This is a genomic window from Nocardioides daedukensis, from assembly GCF_013408415.1.
GTDB classification, from domain to species: domain Bacteria; phylum Actinomycetota; class Actinomycetes; order Propionibacteriales; family Nocardioidaceae; genus Nocardioides; species Nocardioides daedukensis.
In genome coordinates, this window is record NZ_JACCAA010000001.1 from 2,794,103 (window position 1) to 2,810,850 (window position 16,748).

16 protein-coding genes are annotated in these 16,748 nt (G+C 66.3%); 9 read left to right on the top strand and 7 right to left on the bottom strand.

The window, feature by feature from the left end:
* Positions 1-306 precede the first annotated feature (306 nt).
* The 3 genes from BJ980_RS13800 to cysD form a co-directional block, all read right to left on the bottom strand.
* Entirely contained in the window at positions 307-1,587 is a 1,281-nt protein-coding gene (locus tag BJ980_RS13800) for a nucleotide sugar dehydrogenase (RefSeq protein ID WP_179502825.1), read from the bottom strand.
* A 110-nt stretch (positions 1,588-1,697) separates the two neighbouring features.
* Complete coding sequence (locus BJ980_RS13805; RefSeq protein WP_218855872.1) at positions 1,698-2,942, bottom strand: sulfate adenylyltransferase subunit 1; 1,245 nt, start codon at positions 2,940-2,942, stop codon at positions 1,698-1,700.
* Positions 2,943-3,004: 62 nt separating this feature from the next.
* The gene (cysD, locus tag BJ980_RS13810) at positions 3,005-3,919 is read right to left on the bottom strand and encodes a sulfate adenylyltransferase subunit CysD (RefSeq protein ID WP_179502827.1); all 915 of its coding nucleotides are present in this window, start codon (positions 3,917-3,919) and stop codon (positions 3,005-3,007) included.
* Between the two features lie 257 nt (positions 3,920-4,176).
* Between cysD and BJ980_RS13815 the strand changes: the two genes are divergently transcribed.
* The 3 genes from BJ980_RS13815 (at position 4,177) to BJ980_RS13825 (ending at position 5,668) form a co-directional block, all read left to right on the top strand.
* Complete coding sequence (locus tag BJ980_RS13815) at positions 4,177-4,614, top strand: helix-turn-helix domain-containing protein (RefSeq protein WP_179502828.1); 438 nt, start codon at positions 4,177-4,179, stop codon at positions 4,612-4,614.
* A 9-nt stretch (positions 4,615-4,623) separates the two neighbouring features.
* Positions 4,624-5,280, top strand: a complete 657-nt coding sequence (locus tag BJ980_RS13820) for a hypothetical protein (protein ID WP_179502829.1) — start codon at positions 4,624-4,626, stop codon at positions 5,278-5,280.
* Between the two features lie 91 nt (positions 5,281-5,371).
* On the top strand, positions 5,372-5,668 hold the full coding sequence (locus tag BJ980_RS13825; protein WP_218855512.1) for a DUF2516 family protein: 297 nt from the start codon (positions 5,372-5,374) through the stop codon (positions 5,666-5,668).
* Here BJ980_RS13825 and BJ980_RS19490 read toward each other — a convergent pair.
* Positions 5,601-7,091: a polysaccharide biosynthesis tyrosine autokinase gene (locus BJ980_RS19490; protein ID WP_179502830.1), complete on the bottom strand. Its 1,491-nt coding sequence runs from the start codon at positions 7,089-7,091 to the stop codon at positions 5,601-5,603. The genes BJ980_RS13825 and BJ980_RS19490 overlap by 68 nt on opposite strands.
* A 224-nt stretch (positions 7,092-7,315) precedes the next feature.
* Between BJ980_RS19490 and BJ980_RS13835 the strand changes: the two genes are divergently transcribed.
* On the top strand, positions 7,316-9,154 hold the full coding sequence (locus BJ980_RS13835) for a polysaccharide biosynthesis protein (protein ID WP_179502831.1): 1,839 nt from the start codon (positions 7,316-7,318) through the stop codon (positions 9,152-9,154).
* Positions 9,155-9,182: 28 nt separating this feature from the next.
* Here the strand turns inward: BJ980_RS13835 and rfbB are convergent, their stop codons facing one another.
* Positions 9,183-10,181 (bottom strand): dTDP-glucose 4,6-dehydratase, encoded by a 999-nt coding sequence (rfbB, locus tag BJ980_RS13840; RefSeq protein WP_179502832.1) that lies wholly within the window; start codon positions 10,179-10,181, stop codon positions 9,183-9,185.
* A 59-nt stretch (positions 10,182-10,240) separates the two neighbouring features.
* Between rfbB and rfbA the strand changes: the two genes are divergently transcribed.
* The gene (gene rfbA / locus BJ980_RS13845; RefSeq protein ID WP_179503913.1) at positions 10,241-11,140 is read left to right on the top strand and encodes a glucose-1-phosphate thymidylyltransferase RfbA; all 900 of its coding nucleotides are present in this window, start codon (positions 10,241-10,243) and stop codon (positions 11,138-11,140) included.
* A 24-nt stretch (positions 11,141-11,164) separates the two neighbouring features.
* On the opposite strand, the gene cysC is transcribed toward rfbA, so the two are convergent.
* Positions 11,165-12,325, bottom strand: coding sequence for an adenylyl-sulfate kinase (cysC, locus tag BJ980_RS13850; RefSeq protein WP_343047814.1), 1,161 nt, complete (start codon positions 12,323-12,325; stop codon positions 11,165-11,167).
* A gap of 207 nt (positions 12,326-12,532) precedes the next feature.
* The gene (locus BJ980_RS13855; RefSeq protein WP_179502833.1) at positions 12,533-13,603 is read right to left on the bottom strand and encodes an LCP family glycopolymer transferase; all 1,071 of its coding nucleotides are present in this window, start codon (positions 13,601-13,603) and stop codon (positions 12,533-12,535) included.
* A gap of 157 nt (positions 13,604-13,760) precedes the next feature.
* Here BJ980_RS13855 and BJ980_RS13860 point away from each other — a divergent pair, with 157 nt between their 5' ends.
* Genes BJ980_RS13860 through BJ980_RS13875 form a run of 4 tightly spaced genes read left to right on the top strand, consistent with a single transcriptional unit; the run spans position 13,761 to position 16,675 of the window.
* Positions 13,761-14,582, top strand: coding sequence for an N-acetylmuramoyl-L-alanine amidase (locus tag BJ980_RS13860; RefSeq protein WP_179502834.1), 822 nt, complete (start codon positions 13,761-13,763; stop codon positions 14,580-14,582).
* Positions 14,583-14,638: 56 nt separating this feature from the next.
* On the top strand, positions 14,639-15,556 hold the full coding sequence (locus BJ980_RS13865; RefSeq protein ID WP_179502835.1) for a quinone oxidoreductase family protein: 918 nt from the start codon (positions 14,639-14,641) through the stop codon (positions 15,554-15,556).
* A gap of 44 nt (positions 15,557-15,600) precedes the next feature.
* Positions 15,601-16,509 carry an alpha/beta hydrolase gene (locus tag BJ980_RS13870; RefSeq protein WP_179502836.1) on the top strand — a complete coding sequence of 303 codons (909 nt, stop codon included), beginning with the start codon at positions 15,601-15,603 and terminating at the stop codon, positions 16,507-16,509.
* 19 nt (positions 16,510-16,528) lie between these two features.
* The gene (locus BJ980_RS13875) at positions 16,529-16,675 is read left to right on the top strand and encodes a DUF1059 domain-containing protein (protein ID WP_179502837.1); all 147 of its coding nucleotides are present in this window, start codon (positions 16,529-16,531) and stop codon (positions 16,673-16,675) included.
* The last annotated feature ends 73 nt before the right edge of the window (positions 16,676-16,748 follow it).

The following is a 16,748-nucleotide window of genomic DNA, read 5'->3' on the forward strand; positions in this document are numbered from 1 at the left end:
GGAATAGCCCAATGGTCAGTTGATCATTCCGGCGCAGACAGCGATCCCAGTGGCCTCGTCGATCAGGATGAAACGACCCCATGGTGTGGTTCTTCGAGGAGGGATCGCGGCTGAGCGGCACCGTCGTACGGAACTGCACCCGACCTATATTGTATCCGCGTGGTCCGAGTCGTGTGGCGATCTCTGGAAAAGGTGAACGAGGTCCCCTGAGGATCAGAGACACAGGTTCGAACTCTATCCGAGGCTCGTTCCAGCCCGGGGGATTGAGGGCCAACGCCAAAACTTCTGGTGCACGGGCTGTCACGGTCATAGCCGTAGATCAGACTGATTCTTCGCCAGAGCGCTCTTGAGGTCGAACAGCACATGCGTGGCCTTGCCGAAGCTGTGGATGCCCTCAGCTCCCAGCTCGCGGAACGAGTCGTGCCCGACTGCCAGAACGATCCCGTCGTACGCACCGGGCAGAGGTTGTTCGATGACATCGACGTCGTACTCGCGCTTGGCTTCGCTGGGGTCTGCCCACGGATCATGGATGTCCACTGTGATCCCAAAGGACTGCAACTCGGCCATGACGTCGACGACCCGGGTGTTGCGCAGATCGGGAGTGTTCTCCTTGAAGGTCAGGCCAAGGATGAGCACTCGAGCCCCGCGCAGGTCCACACCCTTCTGGATCATCCCGCGCACCAACTCCTGCGCTACGTGGGCGCCCATGGCGTCGTTGAGGCGTCGCCCGGCAAGGATCACGTCAGGCTGATAGCCGACTGACTGCGCCTTGTGGGTGAGGTAGTAGGGGTCGACACCTATGCAGTGACCGCCGACCAGGCCCGGTTGGAACTTGAGGAAGTTCCACTTGGTGCCGGCCGCTTCAAGCACCTCCTGCGTGTCGATGCCCAGGCGGTTGAAGATGTGTGACAACTCGTTGACCAGGGCGATGTTCACGTCGCGTTGCGTGTTCTCGATGACCTTGGCTGCTTCGGCGACCCTGATGGAGGGGGCCAGGTGGGTGCCGGCAGTCACGACGGTGCGATAGAGCGCGTCGACGAAGGCGCCAGCCTCGGGAGTGGAGCCCGAGGTGATCTTGAGGATCGTCTCGAAGCGTCGTTCCTTGTCCCCGGGGTTGATCCGCTCGGGGCTGTATCCGACGAAGAAGTCTTGGTTGAAGACCAAGCCAGTGAGTTCCCCAAGGAGAGGGACACATTGTTCCTCGGTCGCGCCCGGATAGACGGTGGATTCATAGATCACCACGTCGCCGACCTTGAGTGCGGCCGCAACAGAGCGCGTTGCCGACAACACCGGGCGGAGGTCCGGGGTGTTGTGCTCATCGATAGGGGTCGGTGTCGTGACGATGTACACGTTCACGTCCTGGAGCGACGCCGGGTCAGTGGTACAGGTGAGGCGTTCCGCTGCCGCGAGCTCGTCGGCGTTGAGTTCACGCGTGCGGTCGCGCCCAGAGTTGAGCTCGGCGACCCGTTCTTCGTTGATGTCGAAGCCGACGACATCGAACTTCTTCGAGAACGAGACGGCCAGGGGTAGCCCGACGTACCCGAGGCCGATGACGCCGAGTCGTGCGTTGGTGATGTCCAGAACCATAGGGGCAACGCTAGTGGTCAGGGTGTCGGAATGTGCATGACTACAACAGCTGAGCGGCAGGTCACGCGGATTGGATCAAGGCAACGCTCGCTGCCAGCCCTGAACGCCGCTCAGCCGTTGATCATTCCCGCACCCACCGTGACCCCGGTGGCTTCGTCGATCAAGATGAAAGAACCTGTCGTTCGGTTCTTCGAGTAGGGGTCGCAGAGCAGAGGAACGGTAGTGCGGAACTGCACCCGTCCGATCTCGTTGAGCCCGAGCTCCTTGGTCTCCTGGTCGCGGTGCAGGGTGTTGACGTCCATCCGATATTGGACGTCCTTGACCAGCGCGCGTCCGGTGCGGGTGGTGTGCTTGATGGCGAGCTTCTGGCGCGGGCGCAGGGGCTCGTTGGTCATCCAGCAGACCATCGCGTCGATGTCCTGGCTGGGTGTCGGGGCGTTGCGCACGCGGGCGATCATGTCGCCGCGGGAGACGTCGAGGTCGTCCTCGAGGCGGACGGTGACCGACATCGGCGGGAAGGCCTCGGACACTTCCTGGTCGAAGAGGTCGATGCCGGCGATCTTGCTGGTCATGCCCGAGGGGAGCACGATGACCTCGTCGCCGGGGCGCAGGACGCCACCGGCGACCATGCCGCCATAGCCGCGGTAGTCGTGGTGCTCGTCCGACTTGGGGCGCACGACGAACTGCACCGGGAAGCGGACATCGACCAGGTCGCGGTCGGAGGCGACGTGAACGTGCTCGAGGTGGTGCATGAGTGAGGGGCCCTGATACCAGGGCATGTTCTCGGAGCGGTTCACCACGTTGTCGCCCTGAAGCGCGGAGATTGGGATGATCTCCAGGTCCGGGATGTTCAGCTTCGTTGCGAAGGCGGTGAACTCCTGGTGGATCTTGGTGTAGGTCTCCTGGTCGAAGTCGACCAGGTCCATCTTGTTCACGGCGAGCACCAGGTGCGGGACTCGGAGCAGGGAGAGCAGGACAGCGTGCCGACGGGACTGCTCGGTCAGACCGTGGCGAGCGTCGACCAGCACGATGCCCAGGTCAGCGGTGGAGGCGCCGGTGACCATGTTGCGGGTGTACTGCGCGTGCCCGGGGGTGTCGGCGATGATGAACTTGCGGTTCGGGGTCGCGAAGTAGCGGTAGGCGACATCGATGGTGATGCCCTGCTCCCGCTCGGAGCGCAGACCGTCCGTGAGTAGAGCGAGGTCGGTGTAGTCATATCCCTTGGACTGACTGGTCGCCTCAACTGCCTCGAGCTGGTCCTCGAAGATCGCCTTCGAGTCGAGCAGGAGCCGGCCGATCAGGGTCGACTTGCCGTCATCCACCGAGCCGGCGGTCGCGAAGCGGAGCAGGTCCATGTTGGGGTTGAGCGCCTCGGGGGAGGGCTGCTCGATGATCTGGTCACTGGTCTGGGCGGCCATCAGAAGTAGCCCTCCTTCTTCCGGTCTTCCATGGCGGCCTCGGAGAACCGGTCGTCGCCACGGGTGGCGCCGCGCTCGGTGACCCGGGCGATGGCGATCTCGTCGATGATCTGGGCGGTGTTGGCGGCGGTGCTCTCGACGCAGCCGGTCAGCGTCATGTCGCCAACAGTGCGGAAGCGAACCGTGCGCTTCTCGATGGTCTCGTTGCCCTTGGGCTGCACCGCATCACTGGCGGAGAGCAGCATCCCGTCGCGCTCGATGATCTCGCGCTCGTGGGAGAAGTAGATCGAGGGGATCTCGATCTGCTCCTGGTGGATGTAGTGCCAGATGTCGAGCTCGGTCCAGTTGGAGAGCGGGAAGATCCGCATGTGCTCGCCCTCGCGGATCTTGCCGTTGTAGAGACTCCACAGCTCGGGACGCTGCATCTTGGGGTCCCACTGGCCGAACTCATCGCGATGGGAATAGACGCGCTCCTTGGCGCGGGCCTTCTCCTCATCCCTGCGGCCACCACCGAAGGCGGCGGTGAAGCCGTGCTCCTCGATGCCGTTGAGCAGGGTGCCGATCTGGAGTCGGTTGCGACTCGTCTTGCCGTCGTCGACCACGACGCCGTCGGCGATCGCGTCGTCAACGCTGGCCACGATCATCCGGATGCTCAGGCGGTCCACCCAGGCGTCCCGGGTGGCGAGCACCTCGGGGAAGTCGAAGCCAGTGTCGACCTGCATCAAGGGAAACGGGATCTTGGCCGGATAGAAGGCCTTCTCCGCCAGCCGCAGCATGACGATGGAGTCCTTGCCGCCCGAGAAGAGCAGGACCGGCTTCTCGAACTCGGAGGCCACCTCGCGGAAGATGTGGATGGACTCGGCCTCGAGCTGGTCGAGCTGGCTCAGCCGATAGTCCGAATGTGGTGCAGTCATGAGGTCAACCATGCTCTCTCTCGGATCCTCGGCCCCACCATATCCGCGCTCCGAGACGGCCGCAGTACGTCGTGTGCCACCGGCGTCTTCCCCGCTGGTGTCCCTGCTGTGGTTCATGCCCGCGCGTCCCACGGCCCGGATTGCAGCCCTGTGCTAGCAGTTGCTTGCCAGTCAATCGCCCTTATTTCGATAGTGAAACGGGCCACTTCTGCGCTCGCGGGCTTGATCTTGCTAACTTTTGTTAGCACACTGGAGGCATGGCAAAGGGCAAGGTCTCCAAGACCGTCGAGACGTTGGGCGACTACCTCAAGGAGCAGCGGACCACCGCTCAGCTCTCGCTGAGGCAACTTGCCGAGCAGGCGGGTGTGTCCAACCCCTATCTCAGCCAGATCGAACGTGGTCTGCGCAAGCCCTCTGCCGACGTGCTTCAACAGCTCGCGAAGGCGCTCCGCATTTCCGCCGAGCAGCTCTACATCCGCGCCGGGATCCTCAGTCTCGAGGACGGTGCCGGCGGCTCGGTGGAGTTGGCGATCCTCGCCGACTCGAAGCTGACCGAGCGACAGAAGCAGTCCCTCCTCGACGTCTACTCGTCGTTCCTGGCGCTCAATGGCCAGGACAGCGATGTGGTGCGCGGGGATGAAGCAACCCACCCCACCACCGGGACGGCCGACAAACTGCCGACCGGCAACGAATAGGAGATCGAGATGGCCAAGGCCAAGTTCGACATCAAGTCCGAAGCAGTCCGCCCGTTCTATGCGACCGTCGGCGCCACCGACCTCGCCGTCGAGGCGGCCCGTCTCTACGTTGCCGACGCGCAGGCGCGCGTCAACGGCGTCCAGAAGAAGGTCGCCGCCTTCGACTATGAGCCCAAGAGCCTCAACAAGCAGGCGCAGAGCCTGGTGTCGTCGCGAGTGGACACCCTGACCAAGGAAGCCAAGGACGCCCAGGCTCGGCTCGAGACCAAGCTCGCCGAGCTCCAGGACGAGGCCAAGAAGGCGCAGGCCAAGTTCGAGGCGCAGATCGTCGAACTCCAGGACGAGGCCAAGGCCCTTCCCGCCAAGGCGCAGGCCCGCGTGACCGAGGCGCTCGCCGAGGCCAACGAGACCTACACCGATCTCGTCAAGCGCGGCGAGAAGGCCGTGGCCAAGCTCCGCAAGGTCGAGATCGCCGTCGACGCCGACTCGAAGAAGACCAAGACCACCGTCACCGCGTCGGTCAGCAGTGCCACTGGCACCGCCAAACCGGCCGCCAAGAAGGCCCCCGCCAAGAAGGCGCCGGCCAAGAAGGCGCCCGCCGCGAAGAAGACTGCTGCGCAGAAGGCCCCGGCCGCGAAGAAGACTCCGGCAACCAAGAAGGCCTGAAGAGAACCTGTGCAAGAGCAGTTGATGCTCTTCTGAGTGAACAGCCCCGCTGGTTTCCTGAACCGGCGGGGCTGTTGCGTAGGCTGGGGGCGTGTTTGAGGTCTTCGTAGCCCAGAGCTACTTCATGTTGGCGATCACGCTCATCGCGTTGGCTGTGAAGGCCTTCGCCTTCGTCAGCGCACTGATGTTCTCTGGCGAGGCCTATTCGGCCGCCGGCAAGTTGACCAAGCCGGCGTGGCTGGCAATCCTGGGGCTCGGCCTGGCGGCGCAGTTGCTCTTCCTCAACGCCTCACCGCTGGGCATCCTGCAGCTGATCGGCGCTATCGCCGCGATCGTTTTCCTCGTCGATGTCCGTCCGGCGCTGGCTGAGCTGACTCGGCGGCGCTGATCGTGTCGCCGGGGTCGGCCAGTGCCTCCTCCTCCTGGGCGGCCAGCTTGGCAGGATCCGGCGCATAGCCATATCCATAGCCATACCCGTAGCCATATCCATAGGCTCCGCCGCGCTTCTTCTGCGGCGTCATGTTGATCACCACACCGAGCACCTTGGCGTCCACGGCCTCCAAGCGATCCACGGCATGCGAGAGCTGGTCCTTGGTGGTCTTGCCGTGGCGGACGACGACGAACGCGCCGTCTGCCTGATTTGCGATCAGCGCGGCGTCGGTGACGGGCAGCAGCGGCGGTGCATCGATGATCACCACCTCGAAGCGCGCTCGCAGGTCGGCGAGCAGGCGCTCCATCGCGTGCGACTGCAGCAGCTCGGAGGGGTTCGGCGGGATCGGACCGCTGGTCAGCACCTTGAGGCCGGTGTCCTCATAGTCCTGCAGCGCGTCATCGAGGTCGATCTTCCCGACCAGCACCGAGGTGGTGCCGACAGCCCCGACCAGACCCATCCGCTCGGCGATCAACGGCCGGCGCAGGTCCGCCTCGATCAGCACCACGCGCTGGTTCGCCATGGCCAAGGTGACGGCCAGGTTCAATGCGGTCGTCGACTTGCCCTCTGCGGGCAGCGAGCTGGAGACCACGAAGACCTTCGTCGGTGAGTCGACCTGGACGAACTGCATGTTGGTGCGCAGCACCCGGAAGGCCTCTGCCCACGGGGTGGCGTCGTCGAGGGCCTGCGCCGGACTCAACTTAAGCGATGCAGGGTCGTTGAAGATGTTGCCGACCACCGGGGCGCTGGTGGCTTGGGCGACGTCGTCCGCATTGGCGACGCTGGTGTCGAGCATCTCGCGCAGGACGGCGACGCCGATCCCGAGGAGCAGGCCCAGGACGAGGGCAAGGCCCATGTTGCGCGGAATGTTCGGCGAGACCGGAGCGGAGTTGGTGCGGGCGTCGTCGACGATCGAGGCCTTGATCAGCGCGGTCTCGCCACCGTCGGGGGTCTCCAGGTCGGCAACCGTGGCGCTGAGCCCCTCGGCATAGGCCTGGGCGATGTCGCGAGCTGTCTCCGGGTCGGTGTCGGTGGCGGTGATCTCCAGGATCACCGTCTCCGGGACCACGACCGCCTTGACCTTGCCGGCCAGCGCGTCACCGTCATAGTCGCCACCGAGAGCGTCTGCGACACGGTCTCCGAGCTGACGGCTGCCGACGATGTCGGCGTACGACGCCACCCGCTGCGTGGCGAACAGGTTGCCCTGATAGGCGTCCGCGGTGTCCGAGGGAGATGTGGAGACGAAGAGGCGTGCGGTGGAGGCATATTGCGGGGTGGCGGTGAAGGTGAGCGCTGCAGCGGCCGCGACCGCCAAGATCATGAACGCCACAATGGTGGTCCATCGACGGCGCAGGATCCGGAGGTAGTCCTTGAGTTCCACGGTTGGTGCTGTCCCCGTCTGTTGAGTGCATGAAGCGGCTCAACCATAACGGCTGGAGCGCTCACGGGCGGGCTGCATGACCCATTTGGATCATTTGCAGCGGATGGACGTCTCATATTCAGCTCGTGGCTGGCCATTGGTGGCCGTTGGGGAGCACAATCATTGATTGTGCCCGGGACTGTCGTCCCGTTTCGGCCGGCCAAATCAATCCGGGGGGATTATCCATGAGCGACATCGAAGCCAATCTGCGCAGCCATCGGGCAACCGTGCTCGGCATCGCGGACTCGACAGCGTGGATCGGATCGTTCCTGATCTTCGGCTTGCTGCGGATGGGCTCGGACCTGGGCAAGGTCCCGTGGCTCGAGGTCGTGATCGTCGGATTCATCTGCGCCGGGCTCCACCTGCTGATCGGTCGCTTCGTCCGGCTCCACGAGGGTCGCGCGGCACTTGCGAGCTTCTATGAAATGATCCTGCTCGGCGCGGTCACGATGAGCGTCGGCGGTCTGATCTTTGTGGTCAACCTCTTCGGCATCTGGGTTCCGCGCAGCCTGCCGGCTGCAGCTGCCTTCTCGACGCTGGTGGTCGCCTCCTGGGTGCGGGCCGCGTTCCGTTGGATGCGCGAGCACGACGACATGCGGACGCTCCGGGGCAGTGAGGGCGCGACTCCGGTGATCGTGATCGGAGCCGGTGAGGCGGGCCGCGAGATCATCGGCTCGATGCTCCGCGACCCCCAGTCCCGCTGGCGCCCCGTCGCGATGCTGGACGACGACCCGGCCAAGAAGCACCGCCGGATCCGCAATGTCCCGGTCGTGGGCAACCTGGACGCCCTCGACAGGGTGGCCTCGAAGACTGGGGCCACGGCGGTCGTTGTGGCGATCCCGAGTGCCTCAGCCCAGACGATCGCCGACGTCTCCACGCGTGCCGCCAAGGCCAAGATCGACGTCAAGGTGCTCCCGGCCACGACCCAGATGCTCACCGACCACGTCGGCATCCGCGACCTGCGCGACATCAACCTCACCGACGTGCTGGGCCGCAATCAGCTCGACACCGACGTTGACTCGATCGCCGACTATGTCAAGGGCAAGCGCATCCTGGTCACCGGTGCTGGCGGGTCGATCGGCTCCGAGCTCTGCCGTCAGCTGTACCGCTTCGAGCCGGCCGAGCTGATGATGTTGGACCGCGACGAGTCCGCACTACACGCCGTGCAGCTCTCCATCCACGGCCGTGCCCTGCTCGACTCCAACGACGTGGTTCTCAACGACATCCGTGACCTGGATGCGCTGAAGAAGATCTTCGCCGATCGTCGTCCGCAGGTGGTCTTCCACGCGGCGGCGCTCAAGCATCTGCCGATGCTGGAGCAATATCCCGCCGAGGCCCTCAAGACGAACATCCACGGGACCTGGAACGTGCTCCAGGCAGCCGAGATGGTGGATGTCGAGCGTTTCGTCAATATCTCGACCGACAAGGCGGCCAACCCGACGTCGGTGCTGGGTTATTCGAAGCGGATCGCCGAGCGGATCACCGCGGCGCACGCCCAGCACTCTCCCGGCACCTATCTGTCGGTCCGGTTCGGCAACGTGCTCGGCTCGCGCGGCTCGGTCCTGACGGCCTTCGCCAAGCAGATCGCCGCCGGTGGTCCGGTCACGGTGACCGACCCCGAGGTGACCCGCTTCTTCATGACGATCGAAGAAGCGTGCCAGCTGGTCATCCAGGCCGGCGCCATCGGACGTCCGGGTGAGGCGCTGGTCCTCGACATGGGGGAGCCGATCAAGATTCTCGACGTCGCCAACCAGCTCATCGCGCAGTCCGGCAACGACGTCCGGATCGAGTTCACCGGTCTGCGACCCGGCGAGAAGATGCACGAGGAGCTCTTCGCCGACGACGAGCCGAAGGATGTCCGACCCGAGCACCCGTTGGTCTCGCACACTCCGGTCCCGCCGGTCTATCCGGACGAGATCCATGCACTGCCCGACCGTGGCGAGCGTGAGCTGGTCACGCGTGCGATGGCGGCGCTGTGCGAGATGAGCCCGAACAGCGTCGCCCAGCAGAACGCGCGCGACTGACTTTGCTCCGACCCGTCGACTGAGGGCCCTATTGACCCTTGGCGGCGTAGGCCGCCTCGGTGGCTTCCTTGTGCGGGCGCCACCAGTGCTCGTGGGTCTGGTACCACTTCACGGTGTCGGCCAGGCCTGACTCGAAGTCGGTGAACCGGGGCGTCCAGCCGAGCTCGGTGCGCAGCTTCGTGGAGTCGATCGCATAGCGCAGGTCGTGGCCGGAGCGGTCGGCGACATGGTCGAAGTCGTCCTCGTCGCGACCCAGCAGCGCCAGGATGCGGCGTACGACGTCGAGGTTGTTGCGCTCCCCGTCAGCGCCGATCAGGTAGGTCTCGCCGACCTGTCCGTGCTGGAGGATGGTGAGGACCGCGGAGGAGTGGTCCTCGGTGTGGATCCAGTCGCGCACGTTGAGCCCTGCGCCATAGAGCTTCGCCCTGCTGCCGATGAGGACGTTGGTGATCTGGCGGGGGATGAACTTCTCCACGTGCTGCCACGGACCGTAGTTGTTGGAGCAGTTGCTCAGCGTGGCCTCGACACCGAAGCTGCGCACCCAGGCGCGGACCAGGTGGTCCGAGGCTGCCTTGGAGGCGGAGTAGGGGCTGCTCGGGTTGTAGGGCGTGGCCTCGGTGAAGCGGAGCGGGTCGTCGAGCTCGAGGTCGCCATACACCTCGTCGGTGGAGACGTGGTGGAGCCTGGTGCCGTGACGGCGTACGGCCTCGAGAAGGGTGAAGGTGCCGACGATGTTGGTCTGGATGAACGGGCTCGGGTCGGCCAGGGAGTTGTCGTTGTGGGACTCGGCGGCGAAGTGGACGACGGCGTCGGACCTGCCGATCAGGTCATCGACGAGCGCGTGGTCGGTGATGTCGCCGACCACGAGATCGACACGATTCTCGGGCAGATCGGCCAACGCGTCACGAGACGCGGCATAGGTCATCTTGTCCAGCACGGTCACCCGGGCATCGGTGTGCGCCACGACGTGGTGGACAAAGTTGGAGCCGATGAAGCCGGCCCCGCCGGTGACCAGGATGCGGTTCATGTGGGTCAGCGTAGAGACTTTCCGAGGACTTCGTCGTTGATCAACGCATGCAGCAGAACATGAAGGGGATCATCCTCGCGGGTGGCACCGGATCGCGGCTGCACCCGATCACGTTGGGTGTGAGCAAGCAGCTGGTGCCGGTCTATGACAAGCCGATGATCTACTACCCGCTGTCCACGCTGATGCTCGCCGGCATCCGCGACATCCTGATCATCACCACCCCCGAGGACGCGCCCGCCTTCCAGCGGCTGCTCGGTGACGGGTCCCGGTTCGGGATCTCGCTGAGCTATGAGGTGCAGGTGTCCCCGGACGGTCTGCCGCAGGCGTTCCTGCTGGGAGCCGAGCACATCGGGTCGGACAACGTGGCCCTGGTGCTGGGCGACAACATCTTCTATGGGACCGGGCTCGGGCGGACGTTGAGCCGGTTCGGGTCGATCTCCGGGGCTGCCGTGTTCGGTTATCAGATGAACGACCCGTCAGCCTATGGCGTGATCGAGTTCGACGCGGCCGGCCGCGCGTTGTCGCTGGAGGAGAAGCCCGCCGTGCCGCGGTCGCGCTATGCAGTGCCGGGGCTCTACTTCTTCGACAACACCGTGGTCTCGCGAGCTGCTTCCCTGGAACCTTCGGCGCGTGGCGAGCTGGAGATCACCGACCTGATCCGGACCTACCTCGACGAGGGCCTGCTGCAGGTCGACGTGCTCCCGCGGGGGACCGCATGGCTCGACACCGGGACCTTCGACTCCCTCAACGATGCGTCGAACTATGTGCGCACGATCGAGTCGCGCCAGGGGATGAAGATCGGTGCGCCCGAGGAGATCGCCTGGCGTGCGGGGTGGCTCTCGGATGCGGAGCTGCTCGAGGTCGCCGAGCCGCTGGTGAAGTCGGGCTATGGGGCTTATCTGCTGGGGTTGATCGGGACGAATGATGAGCACTACTTGGCGAGTGCGCCTGCTTGGTGAGGTTGCCTGCTTCGCTGCTCGAGGTCAGAGGATCTCGAGCACGTCGTTGAGCGCGTCCTCGATGCTCCGCCCCGTGGTGTCGACGACGTCGGCATCCTCGGGGACCTCGTACGGCGAGGAGATGCCGGTGAACTCTCCGATCTCGCCGGCGCGCGCCTTGGCATAGAGACCTTTGCGGTCGCGGCGCTCGCACTCCTCGAGCGGGGTGGCGACGTGAACCAGGACGAAGTCGCCACCGGCCTGCTCGACCATCTCGCGCACCTGCTTGCGGGTCTCGTCGAACGGCGCGATCGGCGAGCAGATGGCGACGCCACCGTGGCGGGCGATCTCGGCGGCCACCCAGCCGATGCGACGGATGTTGGTCTCGCGGTCCTGTTTGGAGAACGAGAGGCCGGCGGAGAGATTGCGGCGTACGACGTCCCCGTCGAGGCTGGTGACCGTCTCGCCGTCCTCGAGGAGACGGTCACCGAGCGCGCGGGCGATGGTGGACTTGCCGCTACCTGACAGGCCGGTGAAGAAGATGACCTGGCCCTGCTTGCTGTCGTTCTCGCCTCTCGACCGCTCGGGGTCCTCGGTCAACGCATGGACCGGGTCGCCGGCGGCGTAGTTGTCGACCACTTGGTGACCGAGCAGGTGGTCAGCGGTCGGGTCGCCGTGGGAGGCGAGCGGGACGGCGACGACATGGGCGTCGGGCAGTGTCTCGGCGGCGGCCAACGCCGACCGGATCAGGCCCACCGGCGTCAGACCGATCGGCGTACCGGTCCCGCACAGTGCCAACAGCACCACCGTGCCGAGGCCGGCCAGCGAGGTGACGTCGGCATCGGTGAGCGCCCCGGAGACGGGCACGAAGGTGGCGCCGTGATGGCGCTCGCGCACCTCGCCGGGCGTGAGATGCAGGCGGCGGAAGGGCCCGTGCTCGGGCGGGGTCAACGACTCCACGCTGCCGCGCTCGTCCAGGCGTGCGATCGGGAAGCCTTCGGGGTCGACCAGCTCGATCTCATGGCCGACGAGTTCGTCCGGGAGGGACAGCGTGACTGGGGAACCCGGCTCGTTGAAACCGGTCAGCGGGGCGAGGGCGCCGGAGACGAGCAGCTCCAGATCGTCCAGCTCGCGCGGCGTCGGGCAGTGCTGGGGGAGCGATGCGGACGGGGCTTCAGGGTGGGAGGACTCAGACAGGGAAGGCACAGGCACAGTGTGGCATCCGTCGCTTCAGGTGTGGGGGGCTTGCCAGCCGTGGAACAATTGGGACAGTGGAGCCGGGGAGGGCGCCGAGGGTGAGGACAGCATGCTGTCGCATCACCGCGATCGGCCCGTCGCCGTGACCACCCCACAGACGCGCTGCCCGGTCGATCCCCCCGTAACCGGCCGGGCAGCGCTTGTGTCCATCAGTGGTCAGTCGACCACGCCGTTGGCAGCCATCTCGTCGACCTCGTTGTGCGCATACCAGCCCTCGAACCGGTCGGCTTCGACGGCGGCGAACATCTCCGTGGCCTTGGCCATGTCGAGCTTCACCACGCTCGCCTTGCCGACGGTGCCGGAGCCCAGGTTGGGCACGGTCAGGAAGCGCATCGCGTGACTGCGCAGCCCGCGGCTGCTGATCGCCAGGGCACGCATCTTCTTGGTGGTGAAGTGCTCGTCGACCGCGACCAGCTCGGAGGCCTCGTCGGCCAGCCTGGTGATCCGGACCGGGTTGAACACCGTGCCGCGCGAGACGACCCCGTCCAGGACGGCCTTGAGGAACGCCTGCTGGCGGTGCATCCGGTCGAAGTCGCCGCCGGCCAGGCCATAGCGCTGGCGCACGAACAGCAACGCGTCGTTGCCCTTCAGGTCGTGCGGGCCGGCCGCCCAGACCTTCCCGCTCAAGGTGTCCGTGGTGGTCTCGCTGACGTTGACCTTCACGCCGTCGAGGATGTCGCTCAGGTCGCGGAAACCCTGGAAGTCGATCAGCATCACGTGGTCGAGGTAGAGGTCGAAGGTGTCCTCCACGGTCCGGGCCGCGAGCTCGGGGCCGCCCAGGCTGAGCGCCGCGTTGATCTTGTTCTTCCCGTGCCCCGGCACGGTGACCCATGAGTCCCGCGGGATCGAGATCAGCTGCGCCTGCTGCCGGTCCTGGTTGATGTGCAGCACCATGATCGCGTCCGAGCGGAATGCCCCGGCCTGCCACTGTTCGCCCTCCACGAGCTCGTGCATGTCCGGTCCGACGTCGTCGAGGTAGTCGTTGTCGTCGAGTCCCAGCAGCAGGATGTTGGTCCCGACGCCCTGTGCCGGACGTCCGTCGCGGTCGAGGTTCAGTGGGAACCGATCGATCTCGCCGAGTTGCCGGTTGAGGTGGATCAGCCACGCGATCAGGAGCGCGAGCAGGAGCAGCGCGACCACGATCAACGTGGAGAGCGCCTTGTGCCGCCGGACCCAGTGCTTGAAGCGGGTATGGCGACTGCGCTTGCGGCTGCTGCGAATACGCACGCGCTCGAGGATCAAAGGGCGGACGAGGGTGTCGCCCGACATCGACGTATCTGTCATTGGCGCGTATCGCCTTTTCTGGGTTGGGAGGACGCTCTATCAACGAGGGGCGATCTCATAGGTGACGTGGGCTGCGCGCGCACTCCGTAGACTCATTTGCATGGGACGGGCGGGGGCACTTCTGGCGGCCTCGGCGTTGCTCTGCGTCGCTGGGTGTACGTCGACCGAGTCGCCGTCGGCGCCCGGAACTGAGGCTTCGGCCGGCTCCTCTGCTCCCTCGCCGTCGACCTCAGCCGCTTCCGTGTGGGACGGCGTCGTGGTCGTGCTCGACCCCGGCCACCGGCTGGGTAACTCGCGGTTCGCCTCGTCGGTGAACGCGCCCGTGCCCGACGGCGCGGGGTCGACCAAGGCCTGCAACACCGTCGGGGCCTCGACGAACTCCGGCTATCCGGAGTCGTCGTTCACCTGGTCGGTCGCCTCGATGGTGCGCCGCGAGCTGCGCGCGCTCGGCGCCCGAGTCGTGCTGACCCGCGAGTCGAACTCCGAGTCCGAGTGGGGCCCGTGCGTCGACGAACGGGGACAGAAGGGGAACTCGCTGGCCTCCGGCTCTGGCTCTGCCTCTGACTCTGCCACCGTGCTGAAGCTCAGCATCCACGCCGACGGCGGACCGGAGTCTGCGGCCGGGTTCCACCTGATCACCGCCCCCGGCCAGTCGCAGTCGGCTGAGTCCCTTGCGCTGGCGAAGGCGCTGAAGAGGTCGCTGTCCGCCTCGTTCCCGGTCGCGACCTACATCGCGGGTGGTGACGGTCTCGATTCGCGTCGCGACCTGGCCACCTTGAACCATTCCCGGATCCCGACCGTGATGGTCGAGCTGGGCAACATGCGCAACCCCGCGGATGCCCGCAGGATGACCACGGCGCGCGGGCGGTCGTCATACGCCAAGGCGCTGGTCGCGGGGCTGCTGGAGTGGCTGTCCCGCTAGCCCGGCGCCGGTCCGTCCGCTCCGGGGTGGTTCGGGCACGGGCTAGATTCTTGGCCATGGCCCAGATCGTCCAGTTCTCCCGCCCAGGTGATGCCGACGTGCTTCGGGTGGTCGAGGCGCCCGAGCCCACCCCCGGTCCCGGCGAGGTCGTCGTCGAGATGCGCGCGATCGGCGTGAACCCGTTGGAGTGGAAGCTGCGCTCGGGGATCCGCCCGCTGCCCGGGGACGGCCCGTGGCGACTGGGCTCCGACGGTGCAGGCGTGGTGGTCAATTCGGCCGTGCCCGACTGGGCGCCGGGCGACAGGGTGGTGATCAGCGAGGCGTCGGGGGTCTATGCCACCCACGTCTCGGTGCCTTCTTCTTGCCTGGACAAGTTGCCGTCGAACTGGGACTTCGCCGACGGTGCGGCACTCGGAGTCCCTGTCGGCACGGCCTACCAGGTGCTCACCTCGCTGGGACTCGCGAAGGGGGAGACCCTGTTGGTGCACGGTGGCTCGGGTGGCGTCGGGCAGGCGGCGATCCAGATCGCCCGAGCGATGGGTGCCCAGGTGATCGCGACCGCCTCACCGAGCAACCACGCGCGGCTCACCGAGTTGGGTGCGGTCCCGCTGGCTTATGGGGAAGGGCTGTTGGAGCGGGTGCGCGACGCGGGCACCGTAGACGTCGTACTCGACTGCGCCGGCACCGACGAGGCGATCTCGGTGTCGCTGGCCGTCGCCGCTCCGGAACGGATCGGGACGATCGTGCGCGGGGCCGATGCTTCTGCCTTCGGGATCCGCGCCTGGCTGGGTGGTTCGCCGGACCCTTTGACGGACGAGGAGAAGGCGCTGCGCCGGGCCGGTGTGCCCTACGTGCTGGGGCTGGAGGGCTACTCGGTCGAGATCGACTCGCGCTTCGACCTGCTCGCGGTTACCGAGGCGCACCTGCACAGCGAGGCCGGGCACGTGCGCGGGAAGATCATCCTCATTCCCTGACTCACGTGCGCCGAGCCGGCAGTTGTTGACGCTAGGTTCTTCCCATGGCACTCGACCCCGGCATCGCCTCGCTCCTGTCCTTCCTCGAGCAGTCCGGCTATCCGCCGATGCACGAGGGATCCGTGGAGGACGCGCGCAAGGGGTACGCCGCCATGGCCGCCGCCTCGATCGGTCCGGACGGGCCGGTGCCGGTCGGTTCGGTGACCGACACGAGCGTTGCCGACCTCCCCGCCCGCGTCTATCGGCCCGAGGTCGAGGGGCCGGTGCCGACGGTGCTGTTCTTCCACGGCGGCGGCTTCGTGATCGGCTCGCTCGACACCCACGACAACGTCTGCCGCCGGCTGTGCGTCGACACCTCCTCGGTGGTCGTCGCGGTGGACTATCGGATGGCGCCCGAGCACCCGTTCCCGGCTGCCTATCAGGACGCGATCGCCGCTGCTGAGTTCGTCGCCGCCAATCTCGACTCCTTCGGCGGCTCCACCGTTCTGGGCGTGGCCGGCGACTCGGCCGGCGGCAACCTGTCCGCCATCGTCGCCGCCGAGGTCCCGGGCGTCGCGGCGCAGCTGCTGATCTATCCCGCGGTCGACATGCTCGGTTCCTATGACTCGCGGACCTCGAACGCCGAGGGCTACTTCCTCGACATGGCGACGATGACCTGGTTCTTCATGCAGTACGCCGCCGGGGCGTCGCTGGACGCTGACGACGTACGCCACTCACCGTTGCGTGGCATCCGGCCGGGACTGCCGCCGGCGGTGGTGGTCACCGCGGAGTTCGACCCGCTGCGCGACGAGGGCCTGGCCCATGCCGAGGCGCTGGCCGCGGCCGGCGTACCGGTGGATTCCGTGCATTGCCCCGGCCTGATCCACGGGTTCGTGGACATGGGCACCTTCTCGCCGGCGGCGGCCGAGGCGATCACCGACATGAACCGTCGCTTCGGCGCACTGCTTCGCTGAACGCCGTATCGTGACGGCCATGAAGACCAAGCTGAACTGCCCCTGCGGCGAATACATCCAGGGTGAGAACGAGGACGACCTCGTCGAGAAGACCCAGGCCCACCTCGCGGCAGACCACCCGGGGATGGAATACGGACGCGACGAGATCCTGTTCATCGCCCGCTGACCTCCGCCGCGCGCACCAAGTACGGCGGTTCGTGGCTCAATCCGGACTGTCGTGCCTGCGATCTCCGGCTGTG

Bases quoted from the DNA above. Each gene is read 5' to 3' on its own strand.
- BJ980_RS13800 (WP_179502825.1), bottom strand. From the start codon at position 1,587: ATGGTTCTGGACATCACCAACGCACGACTCGGCGTCATCGGCCTCGGG.
- BJ980_RS13805 (WP_218855872.1), bottom strand. From the start codon at position 2,942: ATGGACCTGCTCCGCTTCGCGACCGCCGGCTCGGTGGATGACGGCAAG.
- cysD (WP_179502827.1), bottom strand. From the start codon at position 3,919: ATGACTGCACCACATTCGGACTATCGGCTGAGCCAGCTCGACCAGCTC.
- BJ980_RS13815 (WP_179502828.1), top strand. From the start codon at position 4,177: ATGGCAAAGGGCAAGGTCTCCAAGACCGTCGAGACGTTGGGCGACTAC.
- BJ980_RS13820 (WP_179502829.1), top strand. From the start codon at position 4,624: ATGGCCAAGGCCAAGTTCGACATCAAGTCCGAAGCAGTCCGCCCGTTC.
- BJ980_RS13835 (WP_179502831.1), top strand. From the start codon at position 7,316: ATGAGCGACATCGAAGCCAATCTGCGCAGCCATCGGGCAACCGTGCTC.
- rfbB (WP_179502832.1), bottom strand. From the start codon at position 10,181: ATGAACCGCATCCTGGTCACCGGCGGGGCCGGCTTCATCGGCTCCAAC.
- rfbA (WP_179503913.1), top strand. From the start codon at position 10,241: ATGAAGGGGATCATCCTCGCGGGTGGCACCGGATCGCGGCTGCACCCG.
- BJ980_RS13860 (WP_179502834.1), top strand. From the start codon at position 13,761: ATGGGACGGGCGGGGGCACTTCTGGCGGCCTCGGCGTTGCTCTGCGTC.
- BJ980_RS13865 (WP_179502835.1), top strand. From the start codon at position 14,639: ATGGCCCAGATCGTCCAGTTCTCCCGCCCAGGTGATGCCGACGTGCTT.
- BJ980_RS13870 (WP_179502836.1), top strand. From the start codon at position 15,601: ATGGCACTCGACCCCGGCATCGCCTCGCTCCTGTCCTTCCTCGAGCAG.
- BJ980_RS13875 (WP_179502837.1), top strand. From the start codon at position 16,529: ATGAAGACCAAGCTGAACTGCCCCTGCGGCGAATACATCCAGGGTGAG.